15 protein-coding genes are annotated in these 14,696 nt (G+C 71.4%); 14 read left to right on the plus strand and 1 reads right to left on the minus strand.

The genetic code is table 11. From position 1 onward, the window contains the following. The first annotated feature begins 256 nt into the window (after positions 1-256). From ACFYS8_RS24600 to ACFYS8_RS24665, 14 genes are all read left to right on the plus strand, one after another. Positions 257-571, plus strand: coding sequence for a hypothetical protein (locus tag ACFYS8_RS24600; protein ID WP_387644311.1), 315 nt, complete (start codon positions 257-259; stop codon positions 569-571). After that, positions 568-1,527 carry an NADH-quinone oxidoreductase subunit NuoH gene (gene nuoH, locus ACFYS8_RS24605; RefSeq protein ID WP_387644314.1) on the plus strand — a complete coding sequence of 320 codons (960 nt, stop codon included), beginning with the start codon at positions 568-570 and terminating at the stop codon, positions 1,525-1,527. Before ACFYS8_RS24600 ends, nuoH begins: the two co-directional genes overlap by 4 nt. Beyond that, on the plus strand, positions 1,527-2,096 hold the full coding sequence (locus tag ACFYS8_RS24610) for a NuoI/complex I 23 kDa subunit family protein (RefSeq protein ID WP_387644317.1): 570 nt from the start codon (positions 1,527-1,529) through the stop codon (positions 2,094-2,096). Before nuoH ends, ACFYS8_RS24610 begins: the two co-directional genes overlap by 1 nt. Further along, positions 2,093-2,710 carry an NADH-quinone oxidoreductase subunit J gene (locus ACFYS8_RS24615; RefSeq protein ID WP_387644319.1) on the plus strand — a complete coding sequence of 206 codons (618 nt, stop codon included), beginning with the start codon at positions 2,093-2,095 and terminating at the stop codon, positions 2,708-2,710. The genes ACFYS8_RS24610 and ACFYS8_RS24615 overlap by 4 nt, the downstream gene beginning before the upstream one ends. Before the next feature lie 2 nt (positions 2,711-2,712). Further along, a complete protein-coding gene (gene nuoK, locus ACFYS8_RS24620; protein ID WP_387644322.1) occupies positions 2,713-3,081 on the plus strand; it encodes an NADH-quinone oxidoreductase subunit NuoK in 369 nt (122 codons plus the stop codon). After that, entirely contained in the window at positions 3,078-5,042 is a 1,965-nt protein-coding gene (locus tag ACFYS8_RS24625) for an NADH-quinone oxidoreductase subunit L (protein WP_387644324.1), read from the plus strand. Before nuoK ends, ACFYS8_RS24625 begins: the two co-directional genes overlap by 4 nt. Positions 5,043-5,085: 43 nt before the next feature. Continuing rightward, positions 5,086-6,612: a NuoM family protein gene (locus ACFYS8_RS24630; protein ID WP_387644327.1), complete on the plus strand. Its 1,527-nt coding sequence runs from the start codon at positions 5,086-5,088 to the stop codon at positions 6,610-6,612. A gap of 32 nt (positions 6,613-6,644) precedes the next feature. After that, a complete protein-coding gene (locus ACFYS8_RS24635; protein ID WP_387644987.1) occupies positions 6,645-8,147 on the plus strand; it encodes an NADH-quinone oxidoreductase subunit N in 1,503 nt (500 codons plus the stop codon). 105 nt (positions 8,148-8,252) lie between these two features. After that, positions 8,253-9,110: a zinc metalloprotease HtpX gene (htpX, locus tag ACFYS8_RS24640; protein ID WP_387644330.1), complete on the plus strand. Its 858-nt coding sequence runs from the start codon at positions 8,253-8,255 to the stop codon at positions 9,108-9,110. A 127-nt stretch (positions 9,111-9,237) separates the two neighbouring features. Continuing rightward, the gene (ctaD, locus tag ACFYS8_RS24645; RefSeq protein ID WP_387644990.1) at positions 9,238-10,953 is read left to right on the plus strand and encodes a cytochrome c oxidase subunit I; all 1,716 of its coding nucleotides are present in this window, start codon (positions 9,238-9,240) and stop codon (positions 10,951-10,953) included. 105 nt (positions 10,954-11,058) lie between these two features. Further along, positions 11,059-11,475 carry an SHOCT domain-containing protein gene (locus tag ACFYS8_RS24650; RefSeq protein WP_387644333.1) on the plus strand — a complete coding sequence of 139 codons (417 nt, stop codon included), beginning with the start codon at positions 11,059-11,061 and terminating at the stop codon, positions 11,473-11,475. A gap of 365 nt (positions 11,476-11,840) precedes the next feature. Further along, a complete protein-coding gene (locus tag ACFYS8_RS24655) occupies positions 11,841-12,029 on the plus strand; it encodes a hypothetical protein (RefSeq protein WP_387644336.1) in 189 nt (62 codons plus the stop codon). A 131-nt stretch (positions 12,030-12,160) separates the two neighbouring features. Next, positions 12,161-12,619, plus strand: a complete 459-nt coding sequence (locus ACFYS8_RS24660; protein ID WP_387644339.1) for a hypothetical protein — start codon at positions 12,161-12,163, stop codon at positions 12,617-12,619. A gap of 180 nt (positions 12,620-12,799) precedes the next feature. Continuing rightward, positions 12,800-13,609 (plus strand): SAM-dependent methyltransferase, encoded by an 810-nt coding sequence (locus ACFYS8_RS24665; RefSeq protein WP_387644342.1) that lies wholly within the window; start codon positions 12,800-12,802, stop codon positions 13,607-13,609. Positions 13,610-13,618: 9 nt separating this feature from the next. On the opposite strand, the gene ACFYS8_RS24670 is transcribed toward ACFYS8_RS24665, so the two are convergent. Beyond that, positions 13,619-14,590 (minus strand): Scr1 family TA system antitoxin-like transcriptional regulator, encoded by a 972-nt coding sequence (locus ACFYS8_RS24670; protein WP_387644345.1) that lies wholly within the window; start codon positions 14,588-14,590, stop codon positions 13,619-13,621. Positions 14,591-14,696 lie beyond the last annotated feature (106 nt).

The following is a 14,696-nucleotide window of genomic DNA, read 5'->3' on the forward strand; positions in this document are numbered from 1 at the left end:
CGGGCCCGCGAGGTCCGCCGACGCGAAGCCTGAGCCCGCGAAGGCCGCCGAGGCACAGCCGGAGGCCGTGCAGGCCGAGCCTGCGGCCGCTGAGCCTGCGAAGCCTGGGGCCGTGCAGCCCGGGCCCGCGAGGTCCGCCGACGCGAAGCCTGAGCCCGCGAAGGCCGCCGAGGCACAGCCGGAGGCCGTGCAGGCCGAGCCTGCGGCCGCTGAGCCCGCGAAGCCTGCGGCCGCTGAGCCCGCGAAGCCTGCGGCCGTGGAGTCCGGGGGCGAGGAGGCGAAGCCCGTGCAGGCCGAGCCTGCGGCGACCGGGCCCGCGAAGCCTGGGGCCGTGCGGCCCGGGCCCGCGAGGTCCGCCGACGCGAAGCCTGAGCCCGCGAAGGCCGCCGAGCCACAGCCCGAGCCCGCGCAGCCCGAGCCCGCGAAGCCTGAGCCTGCGAAGGCCGCCGAGGTGCAGCCGGAGGCCGGGCACCCCGAGCCCCCCGCGCAGCCCGAGCCCGGGCCCGAGTCCGAGCAGTCCGAATCCGACCAGCAACCCGAACAGCCCGAGCAGAACGGAGACGGCGCGTGAACCTCCTCGACACGCTGCTGCGCTGCGTCGGCACGCTGGTGGTGTTCCTGGTGCTGCCGCTGGTGGTCGGTCAGGCCGAGCACAAGGTGATGGCGCACATGCAGGGCCGGCTCGGCCCGATGTACGCGGGTGGGTTCCACGGCTGGGCGCAGCTGGTCGCCGACGGCGTGAAGTTCGCGCAGAAGGAGGACATCGTCCCGGCCGACGCGGACCGGCGGATCTTCCGGCTGGCGCCGGCGGTCGCGCTGCTGCCGTACCTGCTGGTGCTGCTGGTGATCCCGATCGGCCCGAACGGGCTGGTCGGGGAGGCGGTGGACGCGGGCATCTTCTTCGTGCTGGCGGTCATGGGCATCGGCGTGCTGGGTTCGCTGATGGGCGGCTGGGCGTCGGCGAACAAGTTCTCGCTGCTGGGTGCGTTGCGTACGGCCGCGCAGCTGATGTCGTACGAGCTGCCGATGCTGCTCGCGGCGGCGTCGGTGGCGATGGCGGCGGGCACCGTGTCGCTGCCGGGGATCGTGGACGCCTTCCACTGGTGGTGGGTGCCGTGGCAGCTGATCGGTGCGTTCGTGTTCTTCACGGCGGGCCTGGCGGAGCTTCAGCGTCCGCCGTTCGACATGCCGGTGGCCGATTCGGAGATCATCTTCGGCGCGTACACCGAGTACACCGGTCTGCGTTTCGCGCTGTTCCTGCTCTCCGAGTACGCGGGCATCGTGGTGCTCTGCGGACTGACCACGGTGCTGTTCTTCGGTGGTTGGCACGGCCCGTTCTCCGACAGCCTGGGCTGGCTGTGGACGCTGGTGAAGACCTTCGCGCTGGCGTTCGTGGTGCTCTGGCTGCGGGTCACCTACCCGCGGCTGCGCGAGGACCAGCTGATGCGCTTCGCGTGGACGGTGCTGATCCCGCTGGCCCTGGCCCAGCTCGCCCTCACCGGCATCGTCAAGGTGGCGATCTCCTGATGAAGTTTCCCGGCTCCGGCCTGGCCAAGGGCCTGGCCGTCACCATGCGCACGATGACGCGCAGGACCGTCACGGCGCAGTACCCCGACGTGCAGCCCGATCTGCCGCCGCGTTCGCGCGGGGTTATCGCACTGCTGGAGGAGAACTGCACGGTCTGCATGCTGTGCGCCCGCGAGTGCCCGGACTGGTGCATCTACATCGACTCCCACAAGGAGACGCTGCCCGCCGCCGACCCGAACGCCCGCGCCCGCACCCGCAACGTGCTGGACCGCTTCGCCATCGACTTCTCGCTCTGCATGTACTGCGGTATCTGCATCGAGGTGTGCCCGTTCGACGCGCTGTTCTGGTCCCCGGAGTTCGAGTACGCGGAGACCGACATCCGTGAGCTCACCCACGAGCGCGACCGGCTGCGCGAGTGGATGTGGACCGTCCCGCCGCCGCCCGCGCACGACGCCGCGGCGGAGGAGCCCAAGGAGATCGCCATGGCCCGCAAGGCCGCCGACAAGCTGGCCGCGGCCGCTGCCGCCGCCGAAGCCGCTGCCGCCGCCGAGGAGGGTGAGCAGAGTTGAGCACCCTGCTGGCCGCGGCGGGCTCGCTGGAGCCCGCCGCGCGCTCGTACCTCTCGCCGACCGGGCAGGAAATAGTCTTCCTGCTGGTCGGTGTGCTGGTGCTCGGCGCGGCCGTCGTCTCGGTGACCACCCGCCAGCTGGTGCACGCCGCGCTGTGGCTGGTGGTCGCGCTGGGCGGGCTGGCGGTCGAGTTCCTGCTGCTGACGGCCGAGTTCGTGGCCTGGGTGCAGGTGCTGGTGTACCTGGGCTCGGTGGTCGTGCTGGTGCTGTTCGGCCTGATGCTGACCCGCGCCCCGATCGGCCGCTCCCCGGACGCCGACTCCGGCAACCGCCCGGCGGCGCTGGCCGTCGGCGTGGCCTCCGCCGCGACCCTGGTGACGCTGGTGGTGGACGCGTTCCGCTCGTCCTGGATCGAGCTGTCGGGACCGGTCGGCACCACCCGGCTCACCGGCGAGTTCCTGTTCTCGCACTGGGTGCTGCCGTTCGAGGCGCTGTCGGTGCTGCTGCTGGCCGCCCTGGTCGGCGCGATCGTGCTGTCCCGCGGCAAGGGCGACCGGCCGAAGCCGCGGCCCGGGAACCTGCGCACCGCCCTGACGAAGACGAAGGAGCGCTGAGCGTGCACCTCGCCTACCCGGCCGTCCTCGCCGTGCTGCTGTTCAGCGTCGGCGTGTACGGCGTGCTCGCCCGGCGCAACGTCGTCCTGGTGCTGATGTCGGTCGAGCTGATGCTCAACGCCGTCAACCTCAACCTGGTCGCCTTCGACGTCTGGCTGCGCGACACCCTGCACGCCGGCCAGGCGCTCACCCTGTTCACCATCACCGTCGCCGCCGCCGAGATCGGCCTCGGCCTGGCCATCGTGCTGCTGGTGTACCGCACCCGCGGCACCGCCGCCGTCGACCGGGTCACCGCGCTCGGCGACCGCCACGAGGCGGACGCCCTGGCCGACGATACGGCCGACGACGCGAAGGAGCAGGCCGCCGCATGAACCTCGCGCTGCCGATTCTCGTCCCCGTCCTGCCCGCGCTCGGCGCCGCCGCCGGCCTGGCCACCGGACGCCGCTACCCCGCCCTGGCCCGCCCGCTCGCGGTGCTGCCGGTCGCGGTGTCCGCCGTGCTCGCCCTGGTGGTGGCCCTCCAGCTGGGCACCGGCGCCACCCTGGACGCCGCCACCCGGCTCGCCCCCACCGGCGGCCCGGAGATCTCGCTGGCCCTGCACCTGGACGGCTTCAGCTCGCTGATCTCGGTGCTGGTCGGCCTGGTCGCCACTTGCGTGCAGATCTACTCCACCGCCTACCTGAAGGACGACCCGCGCTACCCGTCGTACGCGGCGCTGGTCTCGCTGTTCACCGCGGCGATGTTCCTGGTCGTCTACTCGGGCGACCTGATCGTGCTGCTGGTCGGCTGGGAAGTGATGGGCATCTGCTCGTACTTCCTGATCGGCCACCACTGGGAGACCGCCGACGCCCGGGCCGCCTCGCTGAAGGCCTTCCTGGTCACCAAGCTCGGCGACGTGCCGTTCCTGTTCGGCCTGTTCCTGCTCGGCGCGGACGCCGGGAGCTTCCGGATCAGCGAGGTGCTGAAGGCCGCCGGCAGCGGACAGCTGCACCACCCCACGCTGATCGCGCTGCTGCTGCTGGCCGGCGTGGCCGGCAAGAGCGCCCAGTTCCCGCTGCACACCTGGCTCCCGGACGCGATGGCCGGCCCGACGCCGGTGTCCGCGCTGATCCACGCCGCCACCATGGTCGCGGCCGGCGTCTACCTGGTGGCCCGGCTGCTGCCGGTGTTCCTGCAGTCCTCCGCCGCGCTGGTGGTGCTGGCCGTGATGGCCGCCGTCACCATGATCGGCTCCGCGCTGTGCGCACTCGCCCAGGACGACCTGAAGCGCGTGCTCGCCTACTCGACGGTCGGCCAGCTCGGCTACATGACCGGCGCGCTGGCCTCCGGCGACCGGCAGGCCGCGGTGTTCCACCTGGTCTCGCACGGCGCGTTCAAGGCCCTGCTGTTCCTGGGCGCCGGCGTGGTCATCCACGCCGCGCACACCAACTCGCTCAGCGCGATGGCCCGGATGGACGGCCTGCGCCACCGCATCCCCGACGCCTGGTGGACCATGGGCATCGGCCTGGTCGCCCTGGTCGGCCTGCCGCCGTTCGCCGGCTTCTTCTCCAAGGAGTCGGTGCTCACCGCCGCCGAGCACGCCGCCCACGGCGAGGCCCTCACCGGCAACCTCGGCCCCGCGTCCGCCGTACCCACCGCCGTCGGCTGGACGGTGCTGGTGGCCGGCCTGCTCACCGCGCTGCTCACCGCCGCCTACGCCGCCCGGCTGTGGCTGGCCGTCTTCTACGGCCGCTCGACGGACGGCACGAGCCTCGCCCCCCAGCCCGGCGCCCCGTACTCCCCGGAGGTCGACGAGGCCGACCCGGCGCACGCCGAACCGGCCGCGATGCGCCTGGTCCTGTGGGTCCTGGCGGTGCCCGCGCTGGCCTTCGGCGTGACCGGGCTGCGCACCGACTGGCTGCCCGCGCTGCTCGACGGCGAATCGCTGCGCCCGTCCCTCGCCACCGGCGTGCTCGGCACCGGCATCGCCGTCGCGGGCCTGCTGATCGGCTGGGCCGCCTGGCGCACCGTCACCGCCCGCACCGCCGCCGGACAGCCCGCCGGCGACCCCGGACGCCTGCTGCTCGGCCCGCTGTACCGGCCTGCTCAGCACGGCTTTGGCGTCGACCGGCTGTACAGCACGCTGTTCGTCCGGCCCACCGAGGCCGCCGCCAAGCTGGTCCGGTTCCTGGACCGTGCCGTCGTGGAGACCTACGTCCGCGGCGCGGGCGCCGCGCCCGGCTGGCTCGGCCGCGCCGTGCGCTTCACCCAGACCGGCAACGCCCAGGGATACCTGAGCGCGCTGCTCGCCGGGGTCGTCCTGCTCGTCGTCCTGGTGGCGGTGGGATCGTGACGCACCCCCAGTCCTTCAATACGGCACGTCCTAGGAGCCACCGATGAACGCGGTCCTCATCGCCCTCCTGGTGCTGCCGCTGCTCGGCGCCGCCCTGATGCTCGCCCCGATCGGCGACAAGCGGGCACTGCGCCTGGGCACCACCCTCACCGGTGCCACGCTGCTGCTGGCGATCGCCCTCGCCGCCGGCTTCGACCACGGCGCGCCGAGCCGGATGCAGGCCGTCACCGACGTCGCCTGGATCCCCGCGCTGGACGTGCGCCTGCACCTCGGCGTGGACGGCATCTCGCTGCCGCTGCTGGTGCTCACCGCGCTGCTCACCTTCCTGTGCGCCGTGTACTCGGTGAAGAAGCTCCCCGCCGGCCCCGGCGGCCGCGCCTTCACCGGGCTGCTGCTCCTGCTGGAGACCGGCATGCTGGCCACCTTCGCGGTGCTCGACCTGGTGCTGTTCTTCCTGGCCTTCGAGATCGTGCTGATCCCGATGTACTTCCTGATCTCCCGCTGGGGCAGCGGGCAGAAGGTCCGGGCCGCCAACCGGTTCATCCTCTACACCCTGCTCGGCTCCGCCGTGATGCTGCTCGGCTTCCTGCTGATCGGCGTCAAGGCCGGCACCTTCGACATGGTGAAGCTCGCCGACGCGCACGGCGCCGGCCTGTCCCACACCACCCAGCTGATCGCCGCGCTGGCGATCCTGGTCGGCCTGGCCGTGAAGGCCCCCGCCTGGCCGCTGCACTCCTGGCTGCCCGACGCGCACACCGCCGCGCCGACCGCCGGCTCGGTGCTGCTGGCCGGCGTGCTGCTGAAGATGGGCACCTACGGCATGGTCCGGGTGCTGCTGCCGATCGTCCCCGACGGCACCGCCACCTACGCCCCGTACCTGGGCGCGTTCGCCGCCGTCGGCATCGTCTACGGTTCGCTGGCCTGCCTGGCGCTGTCCCGGACCGGAGCCAAGGGCGACCTGAAGCGGCTGATCGCGTACTCCTCGGTCGGCCACATGGGATTCGTGCTGCTCGGCATCGCCTCGCTCACCCCGACCGGCGTGAACGGCGCGCTGTTCGCCAACATCGCGCACGGCCTGATCACCGGCCTGCTGTTCTTCCTGGTCGGCGCCGTCAAGGACCGCTACGGCACCGCCGACCTGGACACCCTCGCCGGGGCCACCGGCGCCGCGCTGTACGGCCGCGCCCCCCGGATCGGCGGGCTGCTGGCGTTCGCCGCCGTCGCCAGCCTCGGCCTGCCCGGCCTGGCCGGCTTCTGGGGCGAACTGCTCGCCATGTACGGCGCGTTCGACCCGGCCGCGGGCCTGTCGCGGCCCGCCTTCGTCACCTACATGGTGCTGGCCGGCCTCGGCACCCTGCTGACCGCCGCCTACCTGCTGGTCGTGGTCCGGCGGGTCTGCATGGGCGACCCGAAGCAGCCCGCCCCGGTCGCCGACCTGCCCGACCTGCAGGGCTACGAGGCTGCCAGCTGGACGCCGCTCGCCGTGCTCACCCTGGTGGCGGGCCTGTGGCCGGCGCTGCTGCTCGGCCTCTCCGACCCGGCCGTCAAGCACCTCCTCGGGAGCGGCTGATGACCACCACTCACGACCTGGGGCAGCCCGTCATGACTCCGCTCGCCGTCGCCGACCCGGGCGGCCTGATCCAGTCCGTCGACTGGGTGGCCGTCGCGCCGCCGCTGATCGCCGCGCTCGCCGCCCTCGCCGTGCTGGTCACCGACCTGTTCCTGCCCCCGGCCCGCAAGCGCCTGCTCGGGTGGCTGAGCGCCGCCGGTCTGCTCGCCGCGCTGGCCATGCTGCTGCCGCTGGTGCTCGGCGACACCCGCTCCACCTTCTGCTTCACCAGCGGTGGCTGCTCCTACACCGCCGACCACTTCGCGCTGGCCTTCCAGCTGCTGGTCCTCGGCGGCGCGCTGCTCACGGTGCTGCTCTCCCTGCACACCGTCGACGAGGAGAAGCTCCCCGGCGGCGAGTACTGGTTCCTGCTCCTCTCCTCCGCCTGCGGCGCCGCGCTGCTGCCCGCCGCCCGCGACCTCGCCACCCTGGTGATCGCCCTGGAGGTCGCCACCCTGCCCGCGTTCGCCCTGGTCGCGCTGCGCCGGGACGGCCGGGGCGCGGAGAGCGCGCTCAAGTTCTTCCTCTCCTCCGTCACCGCGACCGCCGTGATGCTGCTCGGCGTCAGCTTCGTCTACGCGGCTGCCGGAACGATCCAGCTCCAGGGCATCGCCGACGGCCTGGCGCACGCCCCCGGCCAGCTGAAGCCGCTGGCCGAGGCCGGCGCGGTGCTCACCCTGGTCGGCTTCGCGTTCAAGACCGCCGCCGTCCCGTTCCACTTCTGGGTCCCGGACACCTACGTCGGCGCGCCGCTCCCGGTGGCCGGCTACCTGTCGGTGGTCGGCAAGGCCGCGGGCCTCTCCGGCCTGGCGCTGGTGACGACGCTGGCGTTCCGCCCGTACGGCCACACCTGGGGCCTGGTGCTGGCGGTGCTGGCCGCGCTGACCATGACGGTCGGCAACGCGGCGGCGCTGCGCCAGCGCGCCGACACCCCGTACGGCTCGGTGCGGCTGCTCGCCTGGTCCTCGGTCGGTCAGGCCGGCTACCTGCTGGTGCCGCTGGCCGCCGCCGGGTACGCGGACTCCGCCGAGCCGCTGGGTGCGACGGTGGCGTACGCGCTGATCTACGGCCTGGTGAACCTGGGCGCGTTCGGTGTGGTCGCGCTGGTCGGCGGCTCGGGCCGGCTGGAGTCGTTCCGCGGTCTGGCCGAACGCAACCGCTGGGCGGCGTTCGCGATGGCGTTCTTCCTGCTCTGCCTGGCCGGTCTGCCGCCGGGCGTGGTCGGCCTGTTCGGCAAGGTCGTGGTGTTCCGGTCGGCCGTGGACGCGGGCCTGGGCTGGCTGGCCGTGGTGATGGCGGTGAACGTGGTGATCGCGCTCGCCTACTACCTGAAGTGGACCGCCCTGCTGTTCGCCCCGTCCACCGAGCAGGTCGTCGCGCCGCGCCGCGTTCCGGCCTCGCTGGCCACCGCGCTCGGCCTCGCGGCGAGCGCCGCCGTGGTGCTGTCGGTGGCCCCGCAACTGGTGCTTCAGGTGGTGTCGGGCAGCCTGTTCTGACCTGTGGTCGAATGCCGAAGGGAACGATCGGGCCAGCTCGGCGCGTTGATCCCGGCAGAAGGAAGCTGCTCCACCCGCTTCCCCGGCACCACAGGAGGGCCCGCAGTGCACCGCCACCACAACGGATTGCGGACGGCCGTCCTGCTCGGCGGCCTGTCCGCACTGATCCTGATCATCGGCAGTTTCTTCGGCCGCACCGGCCTGCTGGTGGCGCTGCTGATCGCGCTCGGCACCAACGCCTACGCGTACTGGAACAGCGACAAGCTGGCGCTGCGCGCGATGCGGGCCCGGCCGGTCAGCGAGATCGAGGCCCCGCAGCTGTACCGGATCGTCCGTGAACTCTCCACCGCCGCCCGGCAGCCGATGCCCCGGCTGTACATCTCGCCCACGCCGGCGCCGAATGCTTTCGCCACCGGCCGCAACCCGCGCAACGCGGCGGTCTGCTGCACCGACGGCATCCTCCAGCTGCTGGACGAGCGCGAGCTGCGCGGGGTGCTCGGCCACGAGCTCAGCCACGTCTACAACCGGGACATCCTGATCTCCTCGGTAGCCGGCGCGCTGGCCTCGGTGGTGATGTTCCTGGTCAACTTCGCCTGGCTGATCCCGTTCGGCCGCTCCGACGACGACGAGGGCCCGGGCCTGTTCGGCATGCTGCTGATCATGATCCTGGGGCCGATCGCGGCGAGCCTGATCCAACTGGCCGTCAGCCGCTCCCGCGAGTACCAGGCGGACGCCGACGGAGCCCGGATCACCGGCGACCCGCTCGCCCTGGCCAGCGCGCTGCGCAAGCTGGACGCCGGCACCCAGCGCCTCCCGCTGCCGCCCGAGCCGCAGTTGCAGACCGCCAGCCACATGATGATCGCCAACCCGTTCCGGCCCGGGGAGGTCGGCGCGAAGCTGTTCTCCACCCACCCGCCGATGCGCGAGCGGATCGACCGCCTGGAGCGGATGGCCGGGCGCTGACGAGGCCGGGTTCCCGCGGCTGACTCCTTCGGGCGACGGCCCGGCGAGCGTCCGTCCGGGCGATCGGCCCCGCTGGTAGTGCTGGACGCACTCCCAGACCCGAGGCCGGAGGTGCGGTGCGGTGACGATGCTGCCGAGCGATACCGAACTGGGCGTGACCGGCCCACCCGTCGAGCGGGCACCGCGCCGCCGCTTCGGCCGGGCCACCCGTCCGCACCGGGGCCGCCGGTTGGTGACGTGGCTGACCACCACCGACCACAAGCAGATCGGCACCCTCTACCTGGTCACCTCGTTCGCGTTCTTCCTGGTCGGCGGGGTGATGGCGCTGCTGATGCGGGCCGAGCTGGCCCGGCCGGGGACGCAGTTCCTTTCGAACGAGCAGTTCAACCAGCTGTTCACCATCCACGGCACGATCATGCTGCTGATGTTCGCCACCCCGCTGTTCGCGGGCTTCGCGAACTGGTTCATGCCGATCCAGATCGGCGCCCCCGACGTCGCCTTCCCCCGGCTGAACGCCTTCGCGTACTGGCTGTACCTGTTCGGCTCGCTGATCGTGATGGCCGGGTTCGTCACCCCGGGCGGTGCGGCGGACTTCGGCTGGTTCGCCTACGCGCCGCTGAACTCCGCGGTGCACTCGCCGAACATCGGCGCCGACATGTGGATCATGGGCCTGGCGTTCTCCGGCTTCGGCACCATTCTCGGCTCGGTCAACTTCATCGCCACGATCGCCTGCCTGCGGGCGCCGGGGATGACCATGTTCCGGATGCCGATCCTGGTCTGGAACGTGCTGCTGACCGCCGTGCTGGTCCTGATGGCCTTTCCGGTGCTGGCCGCCGCGCTGCTCTGCCTGGAGGCCGACCGCAAGTTCGGCGCGCACGTCTTCGACCCGGCGAACGGCGGGGCGATCCTCTGGCAGCACCTGTTCTGGTTCTTCGGCCATCCCGAGGTGTACATCATCGCGCTGCCGTTCTTCGGCATCGTTTCGGAGATCATCCCGGTGTTCAGCCGCAAGCCGATGTTCGGATATTCGGGCCTGATCGCCGCCACCATCGCGATCGCCGGCCTGTCGATCACCGTCTGGGCGCACCACATGTTCGTGACCGGGCAGGTGCTGCTGCCGTTCTTCTCCTTCATGACCCTGCTGATCGCCGTCCCGACCGGAGTGAAGTTCTTCAACTGGATCGGCACCATGTGGCGCGGCTCGCTGTCCTTCGAGACGCCGATGCTCTGGTCGATCGGCTTCCTGGTGACCTTCCTGTTCGGCGGCCTGACCGGCGTGCTGCTGGCCTCCCCGCCGATCGACTTCCACGTCTCCGACAGCTACTTCGTCGTCGCGCACTTCCACTACGTGGTGTTCGGCACGGTGGTGTTCGCGATGTTCGCGGGCTTCTACTTCTGGTGGCCGAAGATGACCGGCCGGATGCTCGACGAACGGCTCGGGAAGATCCACTTCTGGACGCTGTTCGTCGGCTTCCACACCACCTTCCTGGTCCAGCACTGGCTCGGCGCCGAGGGCATGCCGCGCCGCTACGCCGACTACCTGGCCTCGGACGGGTTCACCACCCTGAACACCGTCTCCACCATCGGCTCGTTCCTGCTCGGCCTGTCCACCCTGCCGTTCCTGTACAACGTATGGCGGACGGCCGGGCACGCGCCGCGAGTGGCCACGGACGACCCGTGGGGCTACGGCCGCTCGCTGGAGTGGACCACCCCCTGCCCGCCGCCGCGCCACAACTTCGTCACCCTGCCGCGGGTCCGCTCCGAATCCCCGGCGTTCGATCTCCACCACCCCGACATCGCCGAGCTCGATCGCCTGCAGAACAACCCGGACCGGGTCCCCTGACGCCCGACATGCGATGCCCGTTTCGCGGTGGTACGAATCGTTTCGTCCCTGTGCCGCGCGAGGCGCGGGGGCGTTCCGTCTGACTGTGCGCGGGATCGGAGCGTCATGGACTATCCGTTGCTCAACATCTTCTGGACGATGCTGGAGCTGTTCCTCTGGATCCTCTGGTTCTTCCTGCTGTTCAAGATCATCGGGGACATCTTCCGCAGCCAGGACATGGGCGGCGGCGCCAAGGCCGGCTGGACGGTGCTGGTGATCCTGCTGCCCTTCCTCGGCGTCCTGATCTACCTGATCGTCCGCGGCGGCTCCATGCACGAACGCGACCTCGCCCAGGCCCAACAGGCCGACGCCGCCTTCCAGGACTACATTCGCCGCGCCGCCGGCACCGCCCCGGCCTCCGGCACTGCCGAGGGCGGCTCGAAGGGGCACGTGGACGACCTCCAGAGGCTGGCCGACCTCAAGAACACCGGCGCGATCACCGACGAGGAGTACCAGCGGGCCAAGGACAAACTGCTCGCCTGACACCCCGGCCCGTGCAGGAAGGCCCGTCCCCCCGGGGCGGGCCCGAGGGTTGTACGGAGGCTGTGGGCGGTTCGGTCATCGGTGATCGAAGGAGAGCGCGCAACGACCGATCCCGATCGCTCGCCGTTCGATGCCCAACCGGGGGATTTCGCAGCTCAGTTGGCGCCAAATCGGCTGCTCGCGGCCGGTAGATTCTGTTGCACGGCCACCCCCGGAGCAGGGGTGCCCCGCCCGGTGCTGCAACACCGGACGAGGCGGTGCGGGCCGATCAGAGAGGTGGCTCACCTGTGAATGACCGACCCTCCCGGGAACGCGCAAGGCTTCCCGAAGTGGTGCCCCACGCTAGCAGGGCCGACGGCCCGGGCGTGGGATTGCGCAGAGTTCGCGCCGTCCGTGGTGCGGCCCGGCTGCAGGCGCTGCTGGTGGTCCCGCTGCTGGTCTGGGCGGTGACCGCCGCCGGCCCGATCGAGTGGGAGCGCACCGTGCTGGTGCTCGGCCTGCTGAGACTCTGCCGGGACTCCTATGTCGAGTGGTTCCGGGCCGAGTTGAGCTGACTCGACCCGCGCACTCCCCGGGCCGCCCGGGGCGTGCGCCACTGCTCGTTCCACCCCGCCAGGCCCCAGCGCGCCCTGCCGTGCCCTGTCGCGCCCATGTCCGACCCTGGCCGACGTCGAAGGAGTCATGGGTGTCCCGTTCGCGCAAGCCCGCGATAGCCGACTCCGGCTATGCCGCGTTCGTCCAACTCCACTGCCGGAGCTATCGGGCGTACGCCCGGGCGCGGCTCGGGGACGGCGCGTTGGCCGGCCTGGTGGTCGAACAGGTGCTGCGGTGCGCCGAGTTGAGCTGGACGCAGGCGCTGAACGACGACCCGGCCGCGTTCACCTGGCGCGTGCTGCGCGACAGCGTCACGCTCGCCAGCCGCCAGGCCTGCGACCTCCGGCTGGACCGGCTGCACCGGGCGCTGCCGGACCGGGCCGCCGATGCTGCGCTGCTGCACGAGCGGCTCGGCATGGCGCCGCGCGCGGCGGCCGAGCTGATGGGCCTCAACGAGCCGCAGCTGCATGTCCAGTTGATGGCGGCCAGGAGACTGCTGGCCGGTGGCACGGGGTCGCCGCACGGCGGGACGGAGGGTGCCGAGGACTGAGATCGGGCGGATGGCGGGCGGCCCCGTAGCGGACGGCAGGGGCGCATTCGCCATGGTTCGCCATACTCGCAAGGGGTTTCACTCTTGCGAGTTGTTTCGGGTGCCCGCACACGGCTCAGAACATGACGTGACATCAGAATCGTTGTGGCGAAGCGGAGTTCGAGCATGGGGGCCGGTGGCGTGACCGAGGGCGCAGGGTCGTTTCCGCAGTTCGACCCGGACAGGCCCAGCGCGGCACGGATGCACGACTGGCTGCTCGGCGGCCGGAACAACTACGACTCCGACCGGCTCGCCGGCGAGGAGCTACTGCGGATTGCGCCCGGTGCTCGCGAACTGGCCCACAGCAACCGGGCGTTCCTGATCCGGGCGGTCCGGCACATCGCCACCCGGTACGGCATCCGGCAGTTCCTCGACCACGGATCGGGCCTGCCGACCCGGACGAACGTGCACCAGGTCGTCCAGGCCGTGCACGAGGACTGCAAGGTCGTCTACATCGACAACGACCCGATGGTGCTCGCCTACGGGCGCGCCCTGCTGGACGAGAACCCGAACGTGACGATCCTGCCTGCCGACCTGGTGGATACCGAGGACATTCGGGCGGGCGTGCAGGGCCGCATCGACTTCTCGCTGCCGGTCGCCGCGCTGTTCGTCTCCGTGCTGCACTGCCTTCCGGACAGCAAGGAACCGCGTGCGGTGATCGAGCGAACTGTGCGTCAACTGGCGAAAGGCAGCGTGGTGGTGGCCTGCCAACTGGTCAGTCACAGCGGCCGGATCCGCCAGCAGGTGACCGACCTGATGGCGGAGCGGACCGGGAGTGGGTGGGGGAAGGTGCGGACGGAGGAGGAGGTCCGGCGGTTCTTCGACGTCGAGCGGCTGACCGTGCAGGAGCCCGGCCTGCTGGACGTCGCGGACTGGATGCCCGACGTGCCGTATGTCCGCCAGGCCACCGACGAGTGGTTCCAGTTCGGTGGGCTGGCCGTCGTGGAGTGAGCGGGTCGGTCACATGTGCGAGCGGTGGGCCTTCAGTGCCTTGGTGATCAGCAGGCGGCTCTCGTCCCGGCCCGGGGCCAGGCGCACGGCGTCGTCGATCACGCGTCGGAAGTCCGTGAAGTCGTCGGAGGAGGCCTCGCCGTCCAGCGGGCCCCGGTAGTACTCGCCCCGCCCGGCCCACTCGTTGTAGATCACCGACGGCACCGCGAAGAGCTGCCCTTCGAAGTCCAGCCGGGTCACCGAGGAGACCTGCAGGGCCAGCTGCAGATCCATCGGGATGATGCGTACGCCGATCTGCGGCGTCTCGACGAAGTGCAGCAGTCGCTCCAACTGCTCCACCATCAGGCCGCGCGAGCCGATCACCTGGCGCAGCACGTTCTCCCGGAGGAAGAACACCGAGCGCGGCGGCGGCTCCGCGGCGAAGAACCGGCGGGTCCGTTCGGCGCGCAGGTTGACCACCTGTTGCGCCAGGGGCAGCTGGCTGGGCCGCAAGGTCCGCTCGGTGACCGCCGTGCGATAGGCGTCGCTCTGCAGCAGGCCCGGGACGAATCCGGTCTCCACCGAGTACAGATGGCTGGCCCGGCTCTCCAGCTCGCTCAGCCGCACCATCGCCTCCGGCACCGCATCCCGGTAGGCGCTCCGGAACGAGGACGCCCAGCCGGGCACGGAAGCGTCCCGCGCCAGGCCCATCAGCTGGTCGAACTCCGGACCGGCCGGCACCCCCAGCTTCTTGAGGATCAGCGCGATCCCCTCCGGCTTGTCGATCCGGGTCGCACCCGCTTCGATCCGGGAGTACAGCGTGGCGGAGTAGCCGGTGTTCTCGATCAGAGTCTTCTGGTGCTGGAGGCCGCGGAGCGTCTTCAGCCGGGCGCCGAGCAGCAGGGCAGGCAGCGGCCAGGACTCGCCCTCGGCCACCACGGGCTGCGGGCGCCGGAGCGGAAGAACGTTCCCGTTGTCCCCATCACGTCCGGTTGTCAACATGAAATCCCCCCTCGCGTCAATCAATCCAACCATTGCGGGATGGAGAATATACCGACGCGAAGGGGGTATGGCGACAAGCCCATGAAATGGGAAATCCCGCCAGCTA

The sequence above is a fragment of the Kitasatospora sp. NPDC004615 genome, from assembly GCF_042873545.1.
GTDB lineage: Bacteria > Actinomycetota > Actinomycetes > Streptomycetales > Streptomycetaceae > Kitasatospora.